Source organism: Pseudomonas sp. 01L34 (assembly GCF_056400265.1).
Genome location: NZ_JBFTSX010000004.1, coordinates 442,292 through 461,181, shown reverse-complemented (window position 1 = coordinate 461,181; position 18,890 = coordinate 442,292). Strand labels below are relative to the sequence as shown.

Here is an 18,890-nt window from a genome sequence, read left to right as displayed (position 1 = left end):
GGTGAAGAGGGAGTAATAGGTAGGGTTCAGGCTGATTGATCGGCCACCATCGCGGGCAAGTCGCGCTCCCACATCGATGAAGTTGCGCAGGCTGCCACGGCACCGATCACCAGGATCGCCGGGCTCTTCAACTGAAAGCTGAGGGCATCCTCTTCCATCGCTGTCAGGTCGCTCCGACATTCCCGTTGGTGCGGCAGCGAAGCGTTTTCGATCATCGCCACGGGTGTATCGGCTGCCATTCCGCCGGCCAGCAATTGTTCGCGGATTTCACTGAGTTTCGCCACGCCCATGTAGATCACCAACGTGGTTCCGCCTTGAGCCAGGGCCTGCCAGTTCAGGCTACTGTCATCCTGAGTGTGCGCCGTGACCAGTGTCACGCCACGGGCGACACCCCGCAGCGTCAGTGGAATATCACATTGGGTCGCGCCGGCAAGGCCAGCGGTGATGCCATTGACCAATTCAACCTCGACCCCTCGTTCACGTAACCACTGCGCCTCTTCACCGCCGCGTCCGAAGATGCACGGATCGCCACCCTTGAGCCGCACCACGCATTTGCCGTGGCGGGTATAACGCAGCATCAGGCGATGAATGAAGGCTTGAGGCGTGGATCGACAGCCGCCGCGCTTGCCCACGGGAATAATTCGCGCATTCGGGCAATGCTCCAGTACCGCAGGATTGACCAGATCGTCGATCAACACCACGTCCGCTTCGCGCAACGCACGAACCGCCTTGAGGGTCAGCAATTCCGGATCGCCGGGACCCGCACCCACCAGCCAGACTTTTGCGCTCATAGTGTTTTCCTCACGAGGTGACGGCGACTGGCTGCGCAGTGGCGGCCAGTAAACGCTTGATTTCCGGGACGCAGGAGCCGCATTGCGTGCCGCAGGCCAATTCTTGTTTCAAACCTTGCAAGTCCAGGCCACGGCTGATTCCGGCACAGATTGCGTTCTGGCTGACGTTCATGCAGTTGCACAGGGTTTTGCTGCCGGATGCAGGGGCGCCAGCGTTGCCTGGTGGCGCACTCAACGGTGCCAGCAGCCAACGGCGCAGTTGTTCGTCGGCGCGACCTTCGAGCCACAGGCTTTGCAGCCAATGCTGGGCGAGTGTTTCACCGGCCAGGCGAATCGCGGTGATCCGGCCGTTCTCGATACGCACCCGTTTACCGATCGAACGCCGGGGATCGTCATAAGCCAATACCGGGCCGTCGTTGAGCCCCAGGCATTGATCGATATCGCGCAGCAGCTGCGGCTCTGGCGCGGTGGCGCTGGCGGCGCGTATCAGCAGCGCGGGACGCTCACGGCCGGCCAGGCTGAGGCTCGCGTAGGAAAACGCCTCGCAGAGTGGTCGCAGCGTCTCCAGGTGCTGTTGAACATCGCCTTCGATCAGGGCGAAAAGCTGCCAGGGCAAGTGCACAGGCTCGAGTCGCACACCGCTGTGTTTGAGTTCCGGTTGCTTCGACAACGGATCGAAGGCGGGAAGGGTGAGGGTATTCACACCGCCCTTGAGAAAGCGGTCGCCCCAATGCATCGGCAGGAAAGCCTGGCCCGGACGTACGCTGTCGTCGCTGCTGACCGGCAGGATCACCGCGCCCCGGCGACTTTTCAGATTGATCAGGTCGCCAGGTTGCAGGCGATGCCGACGCAGTTCATCCGGGTGCAGGCTCAACACGGCTTCGCTGACATGGCCGAACAGCTGCGCGGCGGTGCCGGTGCGGCTCATGCCGTGCCATTGATCGCGCAGGCGGCCGGTGATCAAGGTCAGCGGGAAACGCGCATCGCGTTGCTCCTTGGCGGCGCGATAGGGGTCGGTCACGAACTGCGCACGCCCGCTGGCGGTCGGGAATACCCCGTCAAGGTACAACCGCGCGGTGCCTTCGCGGGCTCCGGCGGGGAAGGGCCATTGCTGCGGTCCGAGCTGGTCGATCAACTCATGACTGATCCCGGACAGGTCGAGGTCGCGGCCGCGAGTCAGTTGTTTGTATTCGTCGAAGACCTGTGCCGGGGTTTCAAAGGCAAACAGGCTGGAGGCTCCAGGACGCAGGTGTTTTTCCAGGCGCTGTGCGAAATCCACCGTGATCGCCCAATCGGGCCGTGCTTCACCGGGGGCGCCGATGGCTCGGCGGACGTGGGAAATGCGTCGCTCGGAGTTGGTAACCGTGCCGTCCTTTTCACCCCAACTGGCGGCGGGCAGCAACAGGTCGGCGAATGCGGCGGTTTCGGTGGTGTGGAAGGCTTCCTGCAACACCACGAACGGGCAGGCTTGCAGTGCCTCGCGCACAGTGGTCTGGTCCGGCAGCGACTGGGCAGGGTTGGTGCAGGCAATCCACAGGGCTTTGATCTTGCCGCTGCGCATCTGCTCGAACAGTTCGATGGCCGTGAGCCCGGTGTTTTCGGGCAGTTGATCGACGCCCCAGTAGGCGGCCACTTGCGCGCGGTGCTCGGCATTGGCCGCTTCGCGATGGCCTGGCAGCAGGTTCGACAAGCTGCCGGTTTCCCGGCCGCCCATGGCATTGGGCTGACCGGTCAGCGAGAAAGGTCCTGCGCCGGGCCGACCGATTTGCCCGGTAGCCAAGTGCAGGTTGATCAGCGCGCTGTTCTTCGCGCTGCCGGCGGTGGACTGATTCAGCCCCATGCACCACAGCGACAGAAAGCTCGGTGACGTGCCGACCCATTCCGCGCATTGGTGCAGTTGCTCGACGCTGATGCCACAGAGTTGCGAGACCATTGCCGGGGTGTAGTCGCGTACCAGGTTTTTCAGCTCGGCCAGGCCTTCGGTGTGGGCCTTGATGAAGTCGCGGTCGATCCAGTCTTCCCACAGCAGCAAGTGTAAAATCCCATGGAACAACGCGACATCGGTACCGGGCAGAATCGCCAGGTGCAGGTCAGCCAGATCGCAGGTGTCAGTGCGCCGTGGGTCGATGACGATGACTTTCATCTGCGGACGATGGGATTTGGCTTCTTCCAGGCGACGAAACAGGATCGGGTGGGCGTAGGCCATGTTGCTGCCGACGATCATCACGCAGTCGCTCAGTTCCAGGTCTTCGTAGTTGCAGGGCGGAGCATCGGCGCCGAGGCTGCGCTTGTAGCCGACCACCGCTGAAGACATGCACAGCCGTGAATTGCTGTCGATGTTGTTGGTGCCCACCAGCGCCCGCGCCAGTTTGTTGAAGGCGTAGTAATCCTCGGTCAGCAATTGCCCGGAGATATAGAACGCGACGCTGTCCGGGCCGTGTTCGGCGATGGTCTTGGCGAAGACACTGGCGGCGTGATCGAGGGCGCTGTCCCAATCTGTGCGGCTGCGAGCCAGTCCTTTGCCCAGGCGCAGTTGCGGGTACAAGGCCCGCGCCGTCAGGTCGCCGGTCAGATGCAAGGTCGAACCTTTACTGCACAATTTGCCGAAGTTGGCCGGGTGCGCCGGATCGCCGCTGACGCCGAGAATGCGCTCGCCGTCGTGCTCGATCAGCACGCCGCAGCCGACCCCGCAGTAGCAGCAGGTGGAGGCGGTGATTTGGCGGTCCATCAGCTTGCTTCCCGCAGAGCCAGCAGCACCCGGCCATTTTCGACCCGTGCCGAATGATGGTGGGCACAGCCGATATCGGGAGCCTGGGCCTCGCCGGTTTCCAGGTCGATCTGCCAGTTGTGCAGCGGGCAGGCGACCCGTTTGCCGTAGATCAAGCCTTGGGACAGTGGTCCGCCCTTGTGTGGGCAGCGGTCGTCGAGGGCGAAAACCTCATCGTCGCTCGTACGAAAAATCGCAATGTCACCTTTCGGGCCGGCGATGATCCGCGAGCCAAGGGTGTTGATCTCTTCCAGTGCGCAGATATCCAGCCAGTTCATGCCGACACCTCCAGGTTCTTCACGGGAATGACCTCGAATTCTTTTTTCAGCAGTGGTTGCTCGAGGCGTTCCTTCCACGGATCCTGTTCGAACGACAGGGAGAATTGCAGGCGTTCGTTCAATGCCTTGCGTCGAACCGGGTCTTCCAGCACGGCTTTCTTGATGTGTTCCATGCCGACCCGTTGCAGGTAATGCACGGTGCGCTCGAGGTAGAAGGCTTCTTCGCGGTACAGCTGCAGGAAAGCGCCGTTGTATTCGCGCACTTCTTCGGCGGTTTTCAGCTTGACGAAGAACTCCGCGACTTCGGTCTTGATCCCGCCGTTGCCACCGATGTACATCTCCCAGCCGGAATCCACGCCGATAATTCCGACGTCCTTGATCCCCGCTTCCGAGCAGTTACGTGGGCAACCGGAGACAGCCAGTTTCACTTTGTGCGGCGACCACATGTTGAACAGGTCATGTTCGAGCTCGATGCCCAGTTGCGTGGAATTCTGGGTGCCGAAGCGGCAGAACTCACTGCCGACACAGGTTTTCACCGTGCGGATGGATTTGCCGTAGGCGTGTCCGGACGGCATGTCGAGGTCTTTCCAGACGCCCGGCAGGTCTTGCTTTTTGATCCCCAGCAAGTCGATGCGTTGGCCGCCGGTGACCTTGACCATCGGCACGCTGTACTTGTCGGCCACGTCGGCGATGCGCCGCAGTTCTGATGGATTGGTCACACCGCCCCACATCCGCGGGACGACAGAGTAAGTGCCGTCTTTCTGAATGTTGGCGTGGGCCCGTTCGTTGATCAGTCGCGATTGCGGATCGTCCTTGGCTTCGCCTGGCCAGGTGGAAATCAGGTAGTAGTTGAGCGCCGGGCGGCAGGTGGCGCAGCCGTTCGGGGTGCGCCAGTTCAGGTAGCTCATGGTGCCGGCGATGGTCAGCAGATGCTGGTCTCGGATGGCCTGGCGGATTTGCCCGTGGTTGAGGTCGCTGCACCCGCAGATGGCTTTTTCGCTTTTCGGTTTGACGTCTGCCGCACCGCCCACGGTGTTGATCAGGATCTGTTCGACGAGGCCGGCACAAGAGCCGCAGGAGCTGGCGGCCTTGGTGTGTTTCTTCACGTCGTCGACGCTGAACAGCCCGTGTTCCTGAATGGCTTTGACGATGGTGCCTTTGCACACGCCGTTACAGCCGCAGACTTCGGCGGTGTCGGCCATGCTCATGGCTTTGTCCTGGCCTTGATGTCCTACATCGCCTAAAGCATTTTCGCCAAACATCAGGTGATCGCGGATCTCGCCGATGGCATGGTTCTCACGGATCTGCCGGAAATACCAGCCACCGTCTGCCGTATCGCCGTACAGACAGGCGCCGACCAGCACGTCATCCTTGATCACCAGTTTCTTGTAGACCCCGCCGATCGGGTCGGAGAGGGTGATGGTCTCGGTGCCTTCGCCGCCCATGAAGTCGCCGGCGGAGAACAGGTCGATGCCGGTGACTTTCAATTTGGTCGACGTCACCGAGCCCTTGTAAGTGGCGAAGCCCAGTTGGGCGAGGTGGTTGGCGCACACCTTGGCTTGTTCGAACAGCGGTGCGACCAGGCCGTAGGCGGTGCCGCGGTGGCTGGCGCATTCACCGATGGCGTACACCCGAGGGTCGTAGGTTTGCATTGTGTCGTTGACCAGAATCCCGCGGCTGCAAGGGATGCCGGCTTTTTCCGCCAGTTCGGTGTTGGGGCGAATGCCGGCGGCCATCACCACCAGATCGGTGGGGATGATGTCGCCGTTCTTGAACTGCACTGAGCCGACCCGGCCATTGCCGGCGTCGTGCAGGGCCTGGGTCTGTTCGCACAGGCGGAAATGCAGGCCACGGGCTTCCAGGGCGGTTTGCAGGAGTTGGCCGCTGGTTTTGTCCAGTTGGCGCTCCAGCAGCCATTCGCCGATGTGCACCACGGTGACGTGCATGCCCCGCAGCATCAGGCCGTTGGCGGCTTCAAGGCCCAGCAGGCCGCCACCGATGACCACGGCGTGCTTGTGGGTCTTGGCGGTGTCGATCATCACTTGGGTGTCGGCAATGTCGCGGTAGCCGATCACGCCCTGCAAGGTATTGCCGGGGATTGGCAGGATGAACGGGGTCGAGCCGGTGGCAATCAGCAGGCGGTCGTATTCAGCCTCGGTACCGTCTTCGGCGATGACCCGGCGTTTGACCCGGTCGATCTCCACCACTTTGCGGTTGAGCAGCAGCTTGATGTTGTTTTCCAGGTACCAGTCCAGATCGTTGAGCACGATCTCTTCGAACGTCTGTTCGCCGGCCAGTACGGGGGACAGCAGGATGCGGTTGTAGTTGGTATGCGGTTCGGCGCCGAAGACCGTGATGTCGTACAGCTCATTACTCAGCTTGAGCAGTTCTTCCAGGGTACGAACCCCGGCCATGCCGTTGCCGATCATCACCAGTTTTAGTTTTTTCATCAGGTTCTCCGGGGAGCTCGGGCCTGCCTCATCAGGGCATTCAGGCCTTGCTCGACAAAATTTTGCGCAAACAAAAAAAGGCGTCCCGCTAGCTAACTAGCGAGGACGCCTTTGTCCTTGTCCCGTTCTCTCGGGCAGCGCAGCCTTCTACGTTGAAGGCCGGGCTTTATGTCTGTTGGGAAAGGTAATGCAGTGGTTGTGCCAAGTTCTTCAGACGCCAGAATTTGCTGGGGTTGGTCGCGGTCTCGGTATTTGATTGGGATGTTTGTGCACCGAAACAATGCATGTTGCCCGCAATTGGCGCGGTCTCTGTAGCTGCTACAAAGAATGGGTGTTAGCCATGAAACAACAAAAACAGCAGCACCAGATTCACCAGCAACGATACCAGCGCCAACGTCCGCCAGACCTTCAACGGTTCGCGCTCCAGCAACGGTCTGGGGCGCACGCTCAAACTGCGTCGTTCCCCCTGTTCCAGCAGCAACAACCACTCTTCGGCCGTTTCAAAGCGCTGATCCGGGTCTACCGCCACCGCGCGCTCCAGACTTTGCGCGATCCATTCCGGCAGGTCGGGCCGGTAGCGACTGGCGCTGACAGGCACGCCAAACCGTGGGCGCTGGAACGCTTCGATTTCGCCGTAGGGATAATGCCCGGTGAGCAGGTAGTACAAGGTCACGCCGACGGCATACAGATCCTGTTGTGGTGTCGGCAGGTCGCCGCGGAACGCTTCTGGCGCGATATAGCTGGGCGTTCCAGGCAGGGCGAAGGCTTGATCTTCGGACAGCCCCGGACAGTAGGCGAGGCCGAAATCCAGCAGGCGCAACTCGCCGTCGTCCCCCAGCAGCAGATTCTCCGGTTTGATATCGCGATGCAGAATCTGCCGTCGATGCAGGATGCCGACAGCCCGCAGCAAGCGTTCGGCCAAGTCCTGCCATTGCGCCAGTGGCAGCGTTGTGACGCGCTCATGCAACTCAGCCAGGGTCGATCCGGAATACTCACGCATCACGTAATACAAATGCTGACGCTGACTGGCGGCATGGACTTCAGGGAAATGCCGACCGGCTACACGCTTGAGAAACCATTCCTCCGACAACAATGCCTGCCCGGCCTGGTGATCGTCACGCAGAGCGCCGGGCAAGGTTTTCAGTAGCCAGCGCTGTTGTTGTGCATCGCGCACCCGGTAGAGCAGCGATTGCTGGCTCTGGCCGAGGATCCCTTCGACCTGCCAGCCTTCGAAGGTCTGGCCGGGTTTCAGTGCAGGCGGCAGAGGCCATTGCTGCAGGTGAATCAGTGCATCGCCAATGCTGGTTTCGCCAAGGGCATCGACCCGCACCAGCAGGGCGCTGGCATTGTCCTGGCTGCCGGCCAGGTGCGCGGCGCTGACCAGGGTCTGCGCGGCACTGTTGAGGTCAGGTTGATCGCGCAGAATCGCCGCGATGGCGGTGTCGCCCAGCACGGCCCAGATGCCGTCGCTGAGCAGCACGAAACTCTCGTTCAGGCGCAATTCGCCGTCCAGAAAGTCCAGCACCAGATGTTGATCCAGCCCCAAGGCCCGCTTGAGCACATGCTGCATGCCCGGCTGGTCCCAGACGTGATCCTCGCTCACCCGTTGCAAGGTGTCGGCGTGCCAGCGGTAAACCCGGCAATCGCCGACATGCGCCAAAGTGAAACGCCTGCCGCGCATCACCAAGGCACTGACCGTGGTCAGCAGCGGTTGCCCGCCGCCGTTGGCCTGCAACCAGCGGTTTTGCGCCAGCAGCAGGCGATCGAGTGCCTGGGCGACACCCCAGGTTTCCGGTGTGGCGTAATAATCCAGCGCCAAAGCCTGCAAGGTCGAACGGGCCGCGAGACCGCCGTCGGCGCATTGGCTGACGCCGTCGGCGATGGCGAACAGGTAACCCTTGCTCGCCGCCAGTGCCGGGGCCGGAGTGACCAGGCGCAGAGCGTCCTGGTTCTCTTCGCGAGGCCCGATGGCGCTGGCTTCGGCAAAACTCAGTTGCAGGCTCATTAAATCCTCACACCCGAGCAGCGGTGACGGCTGCCGAACCCCAAGTGGTTCTCCAGCGACGTTTCACCCCGTGCAGACCGAACCAGGCGAGTACGCCGAGGCTGGCGAACAACCACAAGGCCATTTGATAGCTGCCGGTACTTTGCTTGATCGCGCCCATGCCGGCCGCCAGTGCGAAGCCACCGATGCCACCGGCCATGCCGATCAAACCGGTCATCACACCGATCTCCCGACGAAAACGCTGTGGGACCAACTGGAATACGGCACCGTTACCTGCACCTAAACCGAGCATAGTGCAGACGAAAAGCGCCAATGCTGCGTAGGAACTCGGCAGATTGAAACCCACGGTCGCAATGCAGATCGCTGCCACGGTGTACATCGCCAACAGGGTGCGAATCCCGCCGAAGCGATCCGCCAGCGCGCCACCCAACGGACGCATCAGGCTGCCACCGAATACACACGCCGCGGTGTAGTAACCGGCGGTCACCGGGCTCAAGCCGTACTGGTCGTTGAAGTAGCCAGGCAGGGCGCTGGCCAGACCGATGAAGCCGCCGAAGGTCACGCTGTAGAAAAACATGAACCACCAGCTGTCGCGGTCACCCAGGGCCTTGAGGTAGTCGGCCATGGACTTGGCTTTCGGCCGCTCAGGGGCGTTCTTGGCCAGCCAGGCGAAGACGATCAGGGTCAGGATCAACGGGATCAGGGCGAAGCCGAACACGTTGCTCCAGCCATACGCGGCGGCCAGCACCGGAGCGATCAGGGCGGCCAGCACGGTGCCCGAGTTACCGGCACCGGCGATGCCCATGGCTTTGCCTTGGTGCTGCGGCGGATACCATTGCGAGGCCAGCGGCAGGGCGACGGCGAAGGACGCACCGGCCATGCCGAGGAACAGGCCCAGCAACAGCGCCTGCTCGTAACTGTGGATGCCGACTTTCCAGGCAACGAGCAGGGCGCTGATGACGATTATCTGGCCGATGATCCCGGCGGTTTTTGGCGACAGGCGATCAGCCAGCAGGCCCATCGCAAAGCGCAATACGGCACCGGCCAGAATCGGCGTGGCCACCACCAGCCCGCGCTGTTGGGTGGTCAGGTGCAGGTCAGCGGCGATCTGCACCGCCAGGGGGCCGAGCAGGTACCAGACCATGAAGCTCAGATCGAAATAGAGGAAGGCTGCGAACAGTGTCGGGGTATGGCCGGATTTCCAGAAGCTTGAATTCATCGCGCACCTCAGCTGTCAGGCGTATCAAGAAGGAGTCATGAGCTTGCAGGTGGGGCGCCGCAACGGCCGCACCACCAGCCCCGGTCTCTGGGGCCAAAACGGAAAAACGCCGCTACCTGATTCGCAAAAGGGGGCGAATGAGGTGAGCGACGTCTTTGTCGTAGGTGGGGCAACCGCCGTTGGTTACCTTGCAGGGATTACTTAGCGAGATCTGTGCCAACAATCTGCTTTTTGTGGCGAGGGGGCTTGTCGGACCGCCGCATCACCCCGTTCGGCGGCGAAGCCGTCGCAAGACCTGTTTGCGAAGTCTTCTGAAGGAATGCAAGGGGCCGCTTCGCAGCCCAACGGGGGCGAGCCCCCTCGCCACAATGATCGGATCAACCCAACAGTTCACTCATGGCAATGATTTGCTCCGCCACCTGTATCAGCTTCTGCTGGCGGCTCATGGCCTGGCGGCGCATCAGGGTGTAGGCCTCTTCTTCGTTGCAGTCCTTCATCTTCATCAGCAGCCCCTTGGCCAGCTCGATGCGCTTGCGCTCGGCCAGTTGCTGGTCGCGGGCGTGCAGTTGCGCGCGCAGGGCCTGATCGCTTTCAAAGCGAGCCATGGCCACGTCGAGAATCGGCTGCAAGCGTTGTGCGTGAATGCCTTCGACGATGTAGGCACTGACGCCGGACTTGATCGCCTGGCGCATCACGCCGGGATCGTGCTCGTCGGTGAACATCACGATTGGTCGTGGTTGGTCGCGAGTAACCAGCACCACTTGTTCCATCACATCGCGGCTCGGTGACTCGGTATCGATCAGAATCACGTCCGGACGCACCGTTTCGACGCGCGCGGGCAGGTCAATGGTCAGGCCGGACTCGTCGATGACTTCGAACCCGGCTTCGGTCAGGGCCGCTTTCAGACGCCCGACTTTTTTCGCGGTGTCATTGATCAGCAGGATACGCAACATATTCGCAGGCTCCTGTCAGCGGCTGGCGAGAAGGGGAGCGCTGTCGCTCATGGCGTGCAGCGTGAAGCTGCGGGCATAGCCGGCCGGGTCCGAACCGTCCCAGACTTTGCCGTCGATCAGTTGACTACTGCGCATTTCCTGAGCCTGGGCGGGCACGCCGACAGCGGTGGCGGCCTCACGGTATAAGTCTAGTTGCTGGACCTGACGGGCCACGCGGAGGTAATCCGGGTCGTCGCGCAACAAGCCCCAGCGACGGAACTGGGTCATGAACCACATGCCGTCGGACAAATACGGCAGATTGACCTCGCCGCCACTGTGGAAACGCATCGCATGCGGGTCTTGCCAGTGATTGCCCAGGCCGTCGGTATAGTCGCCGAGCAAGCGCGGTTCGATGCAATCGAGCGGGGCATCGAGGTATTCGGGGGCGCTCAACAGTTGCGCGGTGCTGCGGCGATTTTCGCGGCTGGCTTCGATGAAGCGGCTGGCCTCGAGGATCGCCATCACCAGGGCCCGGGCGGTATTGGGGTATTGCTCGACGAAGGCGCGGGTGCAGCCGAGGACTTTTTCCGGGTGGTCGGGCCAGATGGTCTGAGTGGTGGCCATGGTGAAACCGAGATTCTGTCGCACCGCACTGGCAGCCCACGGTTCGCCGACGCAGAACCCGTCGATGCGCCCGGCTTGCAGGTGCGCGACCATTTGTGGCGGCGGCACCACCACGCTGTCGACATCCTGCAACGGATGAATGCCCTGGCTCGCCAGCCAGTAATACAGCCACATGGCGTGGGTGCCTGTGGGAAATGTCTGGGCGAAGGTCAGTTTTGGGCGACTTTGGTGCACGTGATGGTCCAGTGCTTCAGGACTGGTCACGCCCAAGGCCTGCAAGCCGTGGGAGAGGTTGATGCTCTGGCCATTCTGGTTCAGGCCCATGAGCACAGCCATATCGGTGGAGGCTACGCCGCCGATGCCCAGATGCACGGCGTAAATCAGGCCGTACAGGCTGTGGGCGGCGTCGAGTTCGCCGCTGACCAGTTTGTCCCGCAGGTTGGCCCAGGACGACTGGCGCTTGAGGTTCAGGGTCAGACCGTAAGGCTGGGCGAAGCCCTGGGTGGCGGCGACCACCACTGAGGCGCAGTCGCTCAGAGCCATGAAGCCAAGGTTTATTTCGGTTTTTTCCGGGGCATCGCTGCCGTTGACCCAGGCCAGTGGGCCGGCTGATGGTTCATTCATCGATTTGCACCTTCCAAAAAAAACGTCGTCCCATGGCCTCTGCGCGAGCAGAGCCGGTGACGACGCCATTGTCCTTCCACTCATTCCGTCGTTGGCATGAGTGCTGATGATCATGTTGGTGCAAGGCATATGCCATCGCTGGCTGATTTTGTCGTGCGCCTCGCCTGTGGACTCGATGCGCGGCTATAATCGCCGCCTCTCATCGCCACCCGAGTCAAGCCTGCCCATGTACACCCTGGCCCGTCAGCTGCTGTTCAAACTTTCCCCGGAAACCTCCCACGATCTGTCCCTGGACCTGATCGGCGCGGGCGGGCGTTTGGGCCTCAACGGCTTACTGTGCAAGGCACCGGCGAAAATGCCGGTGACGGTCATGGGCCTGGAATTCCCGAACCCGGTCGGTCTGGCGGCCGGTCTGGACAAGAACGGCGCGGCGATCGACGGGTTTGCCCAACTGGGTTTCGGTTTCGTCGAAATCGGTACCATTACCCCGCGTCCGCAACCGGGTAATCCGAAACCACGGATTTTCCGCTTGCCGCAAGCCGAGGCGATCATCAACCGCATGGGTTTCAACAACCTCGGCGTCGATCACTTGCTCGCTCGCGTGGCGGCAGCCAAGTACAAGGGCGTGCTGGGTATCAATATCGGCAAGAACTTTGATACGCCGGTTGAACGTGCGGTTGACGACTACCTGATCTGCCTGGACAAGGTCTATGCACACGCCAGCTACGTGACGGTCAATGTCAGCTCGCCGAACACACCGGGCCTGCGCAGCCTGCAATTCGGCGATTCGCTCAAGCAATTGCTTGCCGACCTGGCCACGCGCCGGGCGGAATTGGCCCTGCGCCACGGCAAACATGTGCCTTTGGCGATCAAGATCGCACCGGACATGAGCGATGAAGAAACCGCTCAAGTCGCCCAGGCGTTGATCGAAACCGGGATGGATGCGGTGATCGCCACCAACACCACCCTGAGCCGCGTCGGCGTCGAAGGCCTGGAGCACGGTGACGAGGCGGGCGGATTGTCCGGCGCCCCGGTTCGCGACAAGAGCACCCACACCGTGAAGGTGCTGGCGGCGGAACTGGCCGGTCGCTTGCCGATCATCGCCGTGGGCGGTATCACCGAAGGCAAGCACGCGGCTGAGAAAATCACTGCGGGTGCGAGCCTGGTGCAGATCTATTCGGGCTTTATCTATAAAGGCCCGGCACTGATTCGTGAATCGGTAGATGCCATCGCCGCGCTGCGCTGAAGACAGTGTAGGGGCATTGTGCTGAGGGCTTTTGTGGCGAGGGGGCTTGCCCCCGTTCAGCTGCGAAGCAGTCGTAAACCCTGTGTCCATGTTCTCTCTGATTCACCGCGTTGCCTGGTTTTGGGGCCGCTTCGCAGCCCAACGGGGGCAAGCCCCCTCGCCACAATGGTTTCTTCGCTGAATTTGGAGCAGGCATAAAAAAGGGCTCCCCGAAGGAGCCCCTGGGCCGAAGCCCGCCGTCCGGATAGGACGTGCGTGGTTAAGTCGTAGCGTAATCAGATTGTCGTGTCGGAGTGTGTGCCCTGTATTAGCCGACGGCGTGAAGTTCGTTGAGTCTGTGGATTCCCGCAGTGCCGGTCATACCGTCCCAATTGTCGCCGCGTCCTTCTCGCCAGCCATTGATCCAGGCTTGGCGTACCGACGGTAGAGTAAAAGGGCAAAGCTCACGGGATTTACCACCAACGCCATATTGATATCCGCGCAAAAATGCTCTTTCCAACGGATCACGCTTAAGTCTTCTCATAGGGTGTTTCCCTCACTTGTTGACTGTATGTATCGCGTCGACCTCAATCGAGGTCAGGCAGAAAAATTCTGCCGTTGGTGGCTCGCTGCCGGCGTCGCGAGCCAAGGTGTTGACGCCGTTGCGACGTCAACCTGAGTGGAGTTCTAACCAATGCGTCACATCGAGGGAATGACCGTTTTGTCATAAGAACGTAACCATAAAGATGGTATGGCCATAAGTAACACGATATTTGTGCCGTGTTGATTGGCCAAAGCCCGGTATGATCGGCCCTTCGCTGGGATGCTGGGGGTTGCGCCTTAACGAGAATGACACCCGTTGCTCTTGGGTATTATTCGACGAAGGGTCGACTTATGACATTTTGTTTCATCAACTTTTTTATCTGCCCTGGCATCTAAGCTCTTTTAACCCGAGCAGTCAGGGTGGGACGGCACACCTTCGTGCCACGCGGGCGTTCTGTTAGAAAAACGCCTGATTGAAAACCGGATCGGCAACGCGTTGCCGGTTCACTTAGCTAAAGGCTCTGGAATTACCATGTCCGATCGTTTCGAACTCTTCCTCACTTGCCCCAAAGGCCTTGAAGGTCTGCTCATCGAGGAAGCCGTCGGGCTTGGCCTTGAGGAAGCACGCGAGCACACCTCGGCTGTGCGCGGCATGGCCACCATGGAAACCGCTTATCGCCTGTGCCTGTGGTCGCGTCTGGCGAACCGGGTGCTGTTGGTGCTCAAGCGCTTCCCGATGAAGGACGCCGAAGATCTCTATCACGGCGTGCTGGATATCGATTGGCAAGACCACATGCTCAACGACGGCACCCTGGCCGTCGAATTCAGCGGTCACGGCTCTGGCATCGACAACACGCACTTTGGCGCCTTGAAGGTCAAGGATGCCATCGTCGACAAACTGCGCACCCCGCAAGGCGATCGCCCGTCCATCGACAAGCTCAACCCCGACCTGCGCGTTCACCTGCGTCTGGACCGTGGCGAAGCCATCCTGTCCCTCGACCTGTCCGGGCACAGCCTGCACCAGCGCGGTTATCGCTTGCAGCAAGGCGCGGCGCCGCTGAAGGAAAACCTCGCGGCAGCGATTCTGATCCGTTCCGGCTGGCCGCGCATTGCCGCCGATGGTGGCGCGCTGGCTGACCCGATGTGCGGTGTCGGCACGTTCCTGGTGGAAGCCGCCATGATCGCCGCCGACATGGCACCGAACCTGCGCCGCGAGCAGTGGGGCTTCACCGCCTGGCTCGGGCACGTGCCGGCGCTGTGGAAAAAACTCCACGAAGAAGCCACTGAACGCGCCGCGGCCGGCCTGGCCAAGCCACCGCTGTGGATTCGCGGTTACGAAGCCGACCCACGCCTGATTCAACCGGGCCGCAACAACGTCGAACGTGCCGGCCTGAGCGAGTGGATCAAGATTTACCAGGGCGAAGTGGCAACGTTCGAGCCGCGTCCGGACCAGAACCAGAAAGGCCTGGTGATCTGCAACCCTCCGTACGGCGAGCGTCTGGGCGATGAGGCGAGCCTGCTCTACCTCTACCAGAACCTCGGTGAGCGTCTGCGTCAGGCGTGCTTGAACTGGGAGGCGGCGGTGTTCACCGGTGCTCCGGACCTGGGCAAGCGCATGGGCATCCGCAGCCACAAACAGTATTCGTTCTGGAACGGCGCGTTGCCGTGCAAATTGCTGTTGATCAAGGTCACGCCAGACCAGTTCGTCACCGGCGAGCGTCGCACCCCGGAACAGCGTCAGGCCGAGCGTGAACAGGCGGCCTACGATGAAGCGCCGAGTGAGCCGCAAGAGCGCAAGTACAACAAGAACGGCAATCCGATCAAACCGGCTCCGGCACCCGCCCCGGTGATCGAGCAGCCGCGCCTGAGCGAAGGTGGGCAGATGTTTGCCAACCGTCTGCAAAAGAACGTCAAGGCGCTGGGCAAGTGGGTCAAGCGTGAAGGCATCGACTGCTACCGCGTCTACGATGCCGACATGCCGGAATATTCCATGGCCATCGACCTGTATCACGACTGGGTCCACGTTCAGGAATACGCCGCGCCGAAATCCATCGATCCGGAAAAAGCCTCGGCGCGGATGTTCGATGCCCTCGCGGCAATCCCGCAGGCGTTGAACATCGACAAGAGCCGCGTGGTGGTCAAGCGTCGCGAACGTCAGAGCGGCACCAAGCAGTACGAACGCCAGAGCGCCCAGGGCAAGTTCAACGAGGTCAACGAAGGCGGCGTGAAGCTGCTGGTGAACCTCACCGACTACCTCGACACCGGGTTGTTCCTCGACCACCGGCCGATGCGCATGCGGATTCAGAAAGAGGCGGCCGGCAAACGCTTCCTCAACCTGTATTGCTACACCGCGACCGCCAGCGTGCATGCGGCCAAGGGCGGTGCGCGCAGCACCACCAGCGTCGACCTGTCGAAAACTTACCTGGACTGGGCGCGGCGCAATCTGTCGCTGAACGGTTTCTCCGACAAGAACCGTCTGGAGCAGGGCGACGTGATGGCCTGGCTCGACGCCTGCCGTGACGAATACGACCTGATCTTCATCGACCCGCCGACCTTCTCCAACTCCAAGCGCATGGAAGGGATCTTCGACGTGCAGCGTGACCAGGTGCAGTTGATCGACCTGGCCATGGCGCGACTGGCACCGGGTGGGGTGTTGTACTTCTCCAACAACTTCCGCAAGTTCCAGCTCGAGGAAAACCTCACCGAGCGTTATGCCGTTGAGGAAATCACGGCCCAGACCATCGATCCGGATTTCGCCCGTAATGGCAAGATCCACCGTGCCTGGAAGATCACTGCTCGCTGACACTTAAGCCTGATTGGATCCACAGAGCCTTGATTTTTAAAGGCTCTTTGGTTCTTTCAGTGCTGGTCAAATTAGTGGCTAATAGCTATAACTCAACTCATGGCCAATGGGCTTTCCGGCACCTGGCGTTATGAGTTGCGTTTATGTCGTTACACGCCGTGCGCCCCAAGATCCTGGGTTTTATCAGCGAAGATGTCTCGGCCTGGCTGGTCGCGCTGCTGGTATTGCTCGTCGGCGGGATTCTTACGGGGTTGCTGGCCTGGGCAACACTCAATCAGTTTCATCAGCAAATGCGGCAACGTTTCCAACTGCTCGCCAGTGAACGCTACAGCCGTATCGTAGAACGTTTCGAAGATCAGGAGCAGCGCCTTGATGGCCTGCGCCGGTTCTTCGCCAATTCCGAGTCGGTGTCCCGCGAGGAATTCGACGGTTACGCCAAACCTCTTTTGCGGCGCACCCAAGCCTATTCCTGGGCACCACGGGTTTCCCGCGCCGAACGCCCCTTGCTTGAACGCTTCGTGCATGACGAAGGCTTGAGCAATTTCACCTTTCGCGAACTCACCGCCGACGGCCGGTTGCAACCGGCCGCGGAGCGGGACGAGTACGTACCGGTGCTCTATACCCAAACCCAGAGCCGACTGCCCACGCCGCTGGGTTACGACCTGCTGGCCCAGCCCCTGCGCCGTTCGACCCTGGAGCGTGCCGATCGAACTGGCCGCATGGCTGTCTCGCAACCATTGCATCTGGTAAGCATTGAGCCCGCCTATTCACGGGGTGTGTTGCTGGTGGCACCGGTCAGCCGTCAGCAGCTGCCGGGCACCACGCCCGCCGGATATGTGATGGCGGTGATCAGCATGCGCCAGCTGCTGGCGGACGGGCTGCCGGAAGAGAATCATGATTCTCTCTCGGTGCGCATCCTCGACTTGTCCACCGATGACCAACACGAGGTGCTGTACGAGTCGACCAACCCGGCGGGGGCCAGTGACTTGTCCTCTACGCGCTTGCTGCGCCTGGCCGACCACGATTATCAAGTGGATATGCGCCCCAGTGCTGCGTTCCTGCAAGCCAACCATTCTTCAGTGACCAGCCAGGTGGTGCTGGGTGGTTTACTCAGCTTGTTGCTCAGTGTGTTTCTCTATGTGTTGGTCAGCCAGCGGCAACGGGCGCTGAAAATGGTCGAGCAACGGACCGAGGAACTGCACGCCCGTGAGCAAGAGCTGCGCGGCACGCATGGCCAATTGCGCGGCGTGCTGGATGCTGCGACTCAGGTGGCGATCATCGCCACCGACCTGCGGGGGATCGTCAGCACTTTCAATGCCGGTGCCGAGCACATGCTCGGTTACTCCAGTGCGCAGGCCGTGGGCCACATGACCCTGGAAAACCTGCACCTGCCCCGGGAGCTCGAGGCGCGGTCGGCGGAGTTGAGCGCGCGCTATGGCAAGCCGATTCCGACCTGTCAGGCCATGTTGGTCGAAGGCGGGGAAGAGGGCGGTCACGAAGCCCGGGAGTGGACGCTGGTGCGCCGCGACGGCAGCCATTTGACGGTGAACATGCTGGCGACCCCAGTTCTCGACGAACAAGGGCTGTGGGTTGGGCACCTGGCGATCTGTATCGACGTCACCGAGCGCAAGCGTGTCCACGAGGCTCTGGCGGCGCGGGACCTGTTGTTGAAGAAGCTCAGTGCCCATGTGCCCGGCGGGATTTACCAGTTCAAGATGGAGTTCGATGGGCGCTTCAGCATTATCTACGCCAGCGACGGGATGCGCGAGATCTACGAACTCGAATTGGAGGTACTGCTGAGCAATGCCGAAGCGGTGTTCTCGCGGATTCATCCTCAGGACTCGCGCCGGGTCCGCGCGTCGATCCAGGTGTCGGCGGACAACCTCAGCCCCTGGCGCGAAGAGTATCGCGTGCAATTGCCCGAGCGTGGCCTGCGCTGGGTCCGCGGCGAAGCAACGCCGGAGGAACTGCCCGGTGGCGGTGTGCTGTGGCATGGCTACATTTCGGACATTTCCGACCTCAAGCGGGTGGAAGAGGAGTTGCGCGCACTGTCGGTGACCGACTCATTGACCGGGATTTATAACCGCCGCTACTTCCAGGAGCGCCTGACCACCGAAATGGCCCGGGTCGAGCGCGGCGGTGGCGAGTTGTCGGTGATCATGCTCGACATCGACCACTTCAAACGCATCAATGACCAGCACGGCCATGCCGTGGGCGATCGGGTATTGCAGGCGGTGTGTGAGCGTATTGGCCGTCGCCTGCGGCGCACCGATGTGTTCTGTCGCCTGGGGGGCGAAGAGTTCATGGTGCTCTGTCCGGACATCGACGGCGAGCAGGCTCATGTGCTGGCCTTGGAACTGTGGCAAGGGTTGCGCAGTTCGCCGATCGACGAGGTGGGGATCGTTACCGCGAGTTTCGGGATTGCCAGCTGGCGGGCCGGGGAAGGCGCGGATGCGTTGCTGTTGCGGGCGGATTCGGGGGTTTACGCGGCGAAGCAGGCGGGAAGGGATCGGGTTGAAGGGCAGATGAGCTAGGTCTGCATACAGACCCTGTTGGAGATTCTATGTTGCAGGGTTGCCCTGCAACATAGAATCTCCGACATTGGATCTGAGGTGTTCTATGGATCCGG

General features: G+C 61.3%; 12 protein-coding genes. 3 read left to right on the top strand and 9 right to left on the bottom strand.

The genetic code is table 11. From position 1 onward, the window contains the following. Nucleotides 1-26: 26 nt before the first annotated feature. From cobA to AC1DQM_RS14035, 8 genes are all read right to left on the bottom strand, one after another. The gene (cobA, locus tag AC1DQM_RS14070) at nucleotides 27-791 is read right to left on the bottom strand and encodes a uroporphyrinogen-III C-methyltransferase (protein ID WP_064619181.1); all 765 of its coding nucleotides are present in this window, start codon (nucleotides 789-791) and stop codon (nucleotides 27-29) included. Between the two features lie 10 nt (nucleotides 792-801). Further along, nucleotides 802-3,519: a nitrate reductase gene (locus tag AC1DQM_RS14065; RefSeq protein WP_477746377.1), complete on the bottom strand. Its 2,718-nt coding sequence runs from the start codon at nucleotides 3,517-3,519 to the stop codon at nucleotides 802-804. Next, nucleotides 3,519-3,836: a nitrite reductase small subunit NirD gene (nirD, locus tag AC1DQM_RS14060; protein ID WP_007902067.1), complete on the bottom strand. Its 318-nt coding sequence runs from the start codon at nucleotides 3,834-3,836 to the stop codon at nucleotides 3,519-3,521. The genes AC1DQM_RS14065 and nirD overlap by 1 nt, the downstream gene beginning before the upstream one ends. Continuing rightward, entirely contained in the window at nucleotides 3,833-6,286 is a 2,454-nt protein-coding gene (nirB, locus tag AC1DQM_RS14055; protein ID WP_477746376.1) for a nitrite reductase large subunit NirB, read from the bottom strand. Before nirB ends, nirD begins: the two co-directional genes overlap by 4 nt. A 334-nt stretch (nucleotides 6,287-6,620) precedes the next feature. After that, nucleotides 6,621-8,291: a bifunctional protein-serine/threonine kinase/phosphatase gene (locus tag AC1DQM_RS14050; RefSeq protein WP_477746375.1), complete on the bottom strand. Its 1,671-nt coding sequence runs from the start codon at nucleotides 8,289-8,291 to the stop codon at nucleotides 6,621-6,623. 7 nt (nucleotides 8,292-8,298) lie between these two features. Beyond that, nucleotides 8,299-9,510: a nitrate/nitrite transporter gene (locus AC1DQM_RS14045; RefSeq protein ID WP_018925267.1), complete on the bottom strand. Its 1,212-nt coding sequence runs from the start codon at nucleotides 9,508-9,510 to the stop codon at nucleotides 8,299-8,301. Between the two features lie 377 nt (nucleotides 9,511-9,887). Next, a complete protein-coding gene (locus AC1DQM_RS14040; RefSeq protein WP_018925269.1) occupies nucleotides 9,888-10,463 on the bottom strand; it encodes an ANTAR domain-containing response regulator in 576 nt (191 codons plus the stop codon). Between the two features lie 15 nt (nucleotides 10,464-10,478). After that, nucleotides 10,479-11,690 (bottom strand): CmpA/NrtA family ABC transporter substrate-binding protein, encoded by a 1,212-nt coding sequence (locus AC1DQM_RS14035; protein ID WP_477746374.1) that lies wholly within the window; start codon nucleotides 11,688-11,690, stop codon nucleotides 10,479-10,481. 226 nt (nucleotides 11,691-11,916) lie between these two features. Here AC1DQM_RS14035 and AC1DQM_RS14030 point away from each other — a divergent pair, with 226 nt between their 5' ends. Then, on the top strand, nucleotides 11,917-12,936 hold the full coding sequence (locus AC1DQM_RS14030) for a quinone-dependent dihydroorotate dehydrogenase (protein WP_026331742.1): 1,020 nt from the start codon (nucleotides 11,917-11,919) through the stop codon (nucleotides 12,934-12,936). A gap of 307 nt (nucleotides 12,937-13,243) precedes the next feature. Here AC1DQM_RS14030 and rmf read toward each other — a convergent pair whose 3' ends face one another. After that, nucleotides 13,244-13,459 (bottom strand): ribosome modulation factor, encoded by a 216-nt coding sequence (gene rmf, locus AC1DQM_RS14025; RefSeq protein ID WP_003223300.1) that lies wholly within the window; start codon nucleotides 13,457-13,459, stop codon nucleotides 13,244-13,246. Between the two features lie 531 nt (nucleotides 13,460-13,990). Here rmf and rlmKL point away from each other — a divergent pair. After that, nucleotides 13,991-16,261 carry a bifunctional 23S rRNA (guanine(2069)-N(7))-methyltransferase RlmK/23S rRNA (guanine(2445)-N(2))-methyltransferase RlmL gene (gene rlmKL / locus AC1DQM_RS14020; protein ID WP_018925272.1) on the top strand — a complete coding sequence of 757 codons (2,271 nt, stop codon included), beginning with the start codon at nucleotides 13,991-13,993 and terminating at the stop codon, nucleotides 16,259-16,261. 143 nt (nucleotides 16,262-16,404) lie between these two features. Next, complete coding sequence (locus tag AC1DQM_RS14015; protein ID WP_477746373.1) at nucleotides 16,405-18,795, top strand: sensor domain-containing diguanylate cyclase; 2,391 nt, start codon at nucleotides 16,405-16,407, stop codon at nucleotides 18,793-18,795. Nucleotides 18,796-18,890 lie beyond the last annotated feature (95 nt).

What these genes read in the sequence shown, in the direction of transcription:
- AC1DQM_RS14045 (WP_018925267.1), bottom strand. Translation starts at nt 9,510, where the DNA reads ATGAATTCAAGCTTCTGGAAATCCGGCCATACCCCGACACTGTTCGCA.
- AC1DQM_RS14015 (WP_477746373.1), top strand. Translation starts at nt 16,405, where the DNA reads ATGTCGTTACACGCCGTGCGCCCCAAGATCCTGGGTTTTATCAGCGAA.
- AC1DQM_RS14035 (WP_477746374.1), bottom strand. Translation starts at nt 11,690, where the DNA reads ATGAATGAACCATCAGCCGGCCCACTGGCCTGGGTCAACGGCAGCGAT.
- rlmKL (WP_018925272.1), top strand. Translation starts at nt 13,991, where the DNA reads ATGTCCGATCGTTTCGAACTCTTCCTCACTTGCCCCAAAGGCCTTGAA.
- AC1DQM_RS14040 (WP_018925269.1), bottom strand. Translation starts at nt 10,463, where the DNA reads ATGTTGCGTATCCTGCTGATCAATGACACCGCGAAAAAAGTCGGGCGT.
- nirD (WP_007902067.1), bottom strand. Translation starts at nt 3,836, where the DNA reads ATGAACTGGCTGGATATCTGCGCACTGGAAGAGATCAACACCCTTGGC.
- rmf (WP_003223300.1), bottom strand. Translation starts at nt 13,459, where the DNA reads ATGAGAAGACTTAAGCGTGATCCGTTGGAAAGAGCATTTTTGCGCGGA.
- AC1DQM_RS14050 (WP_477746375.1), bottom strand. Translation starts at nt 8,291, where the DNA reads ATGAGCCTGCAACTGAGTTTTGCCGAAGCCAGCGCCATCGGGCCTCGC.
- nirB (WP_477746376.1), bottom strand. Translation starts at nt 6,286, where the DNA reads ATGAAAAAACTAAAACTGGTGATGATCGGCAACGGCATGGCCGGGGTT.
- AC1DQM_RS14065 (WP_477746377.1), bottom strand. Translation starts at nt 3,519, where the DNA reads ATGGACCGCCAAATCACCGCCTCCACCTGCTGCTACTGCGGGGTCGGC.
- cobA (WP_064619181.1), bottom strand. Translation starts at nt 791, where the DNA reads ATGAGCGCAAAAGTCTGGCTGGTGGGTGCGGGTCCCGGCGATCCGGAA.
- AC1DQM_RS14030 (WP_026331742.1), top strand. Translation starts at nt 11,917, where the DNA reads ATGTACACCCTGGCCCGTCAGCTGCTGTTCAAACTTTCCCCGGAAACC.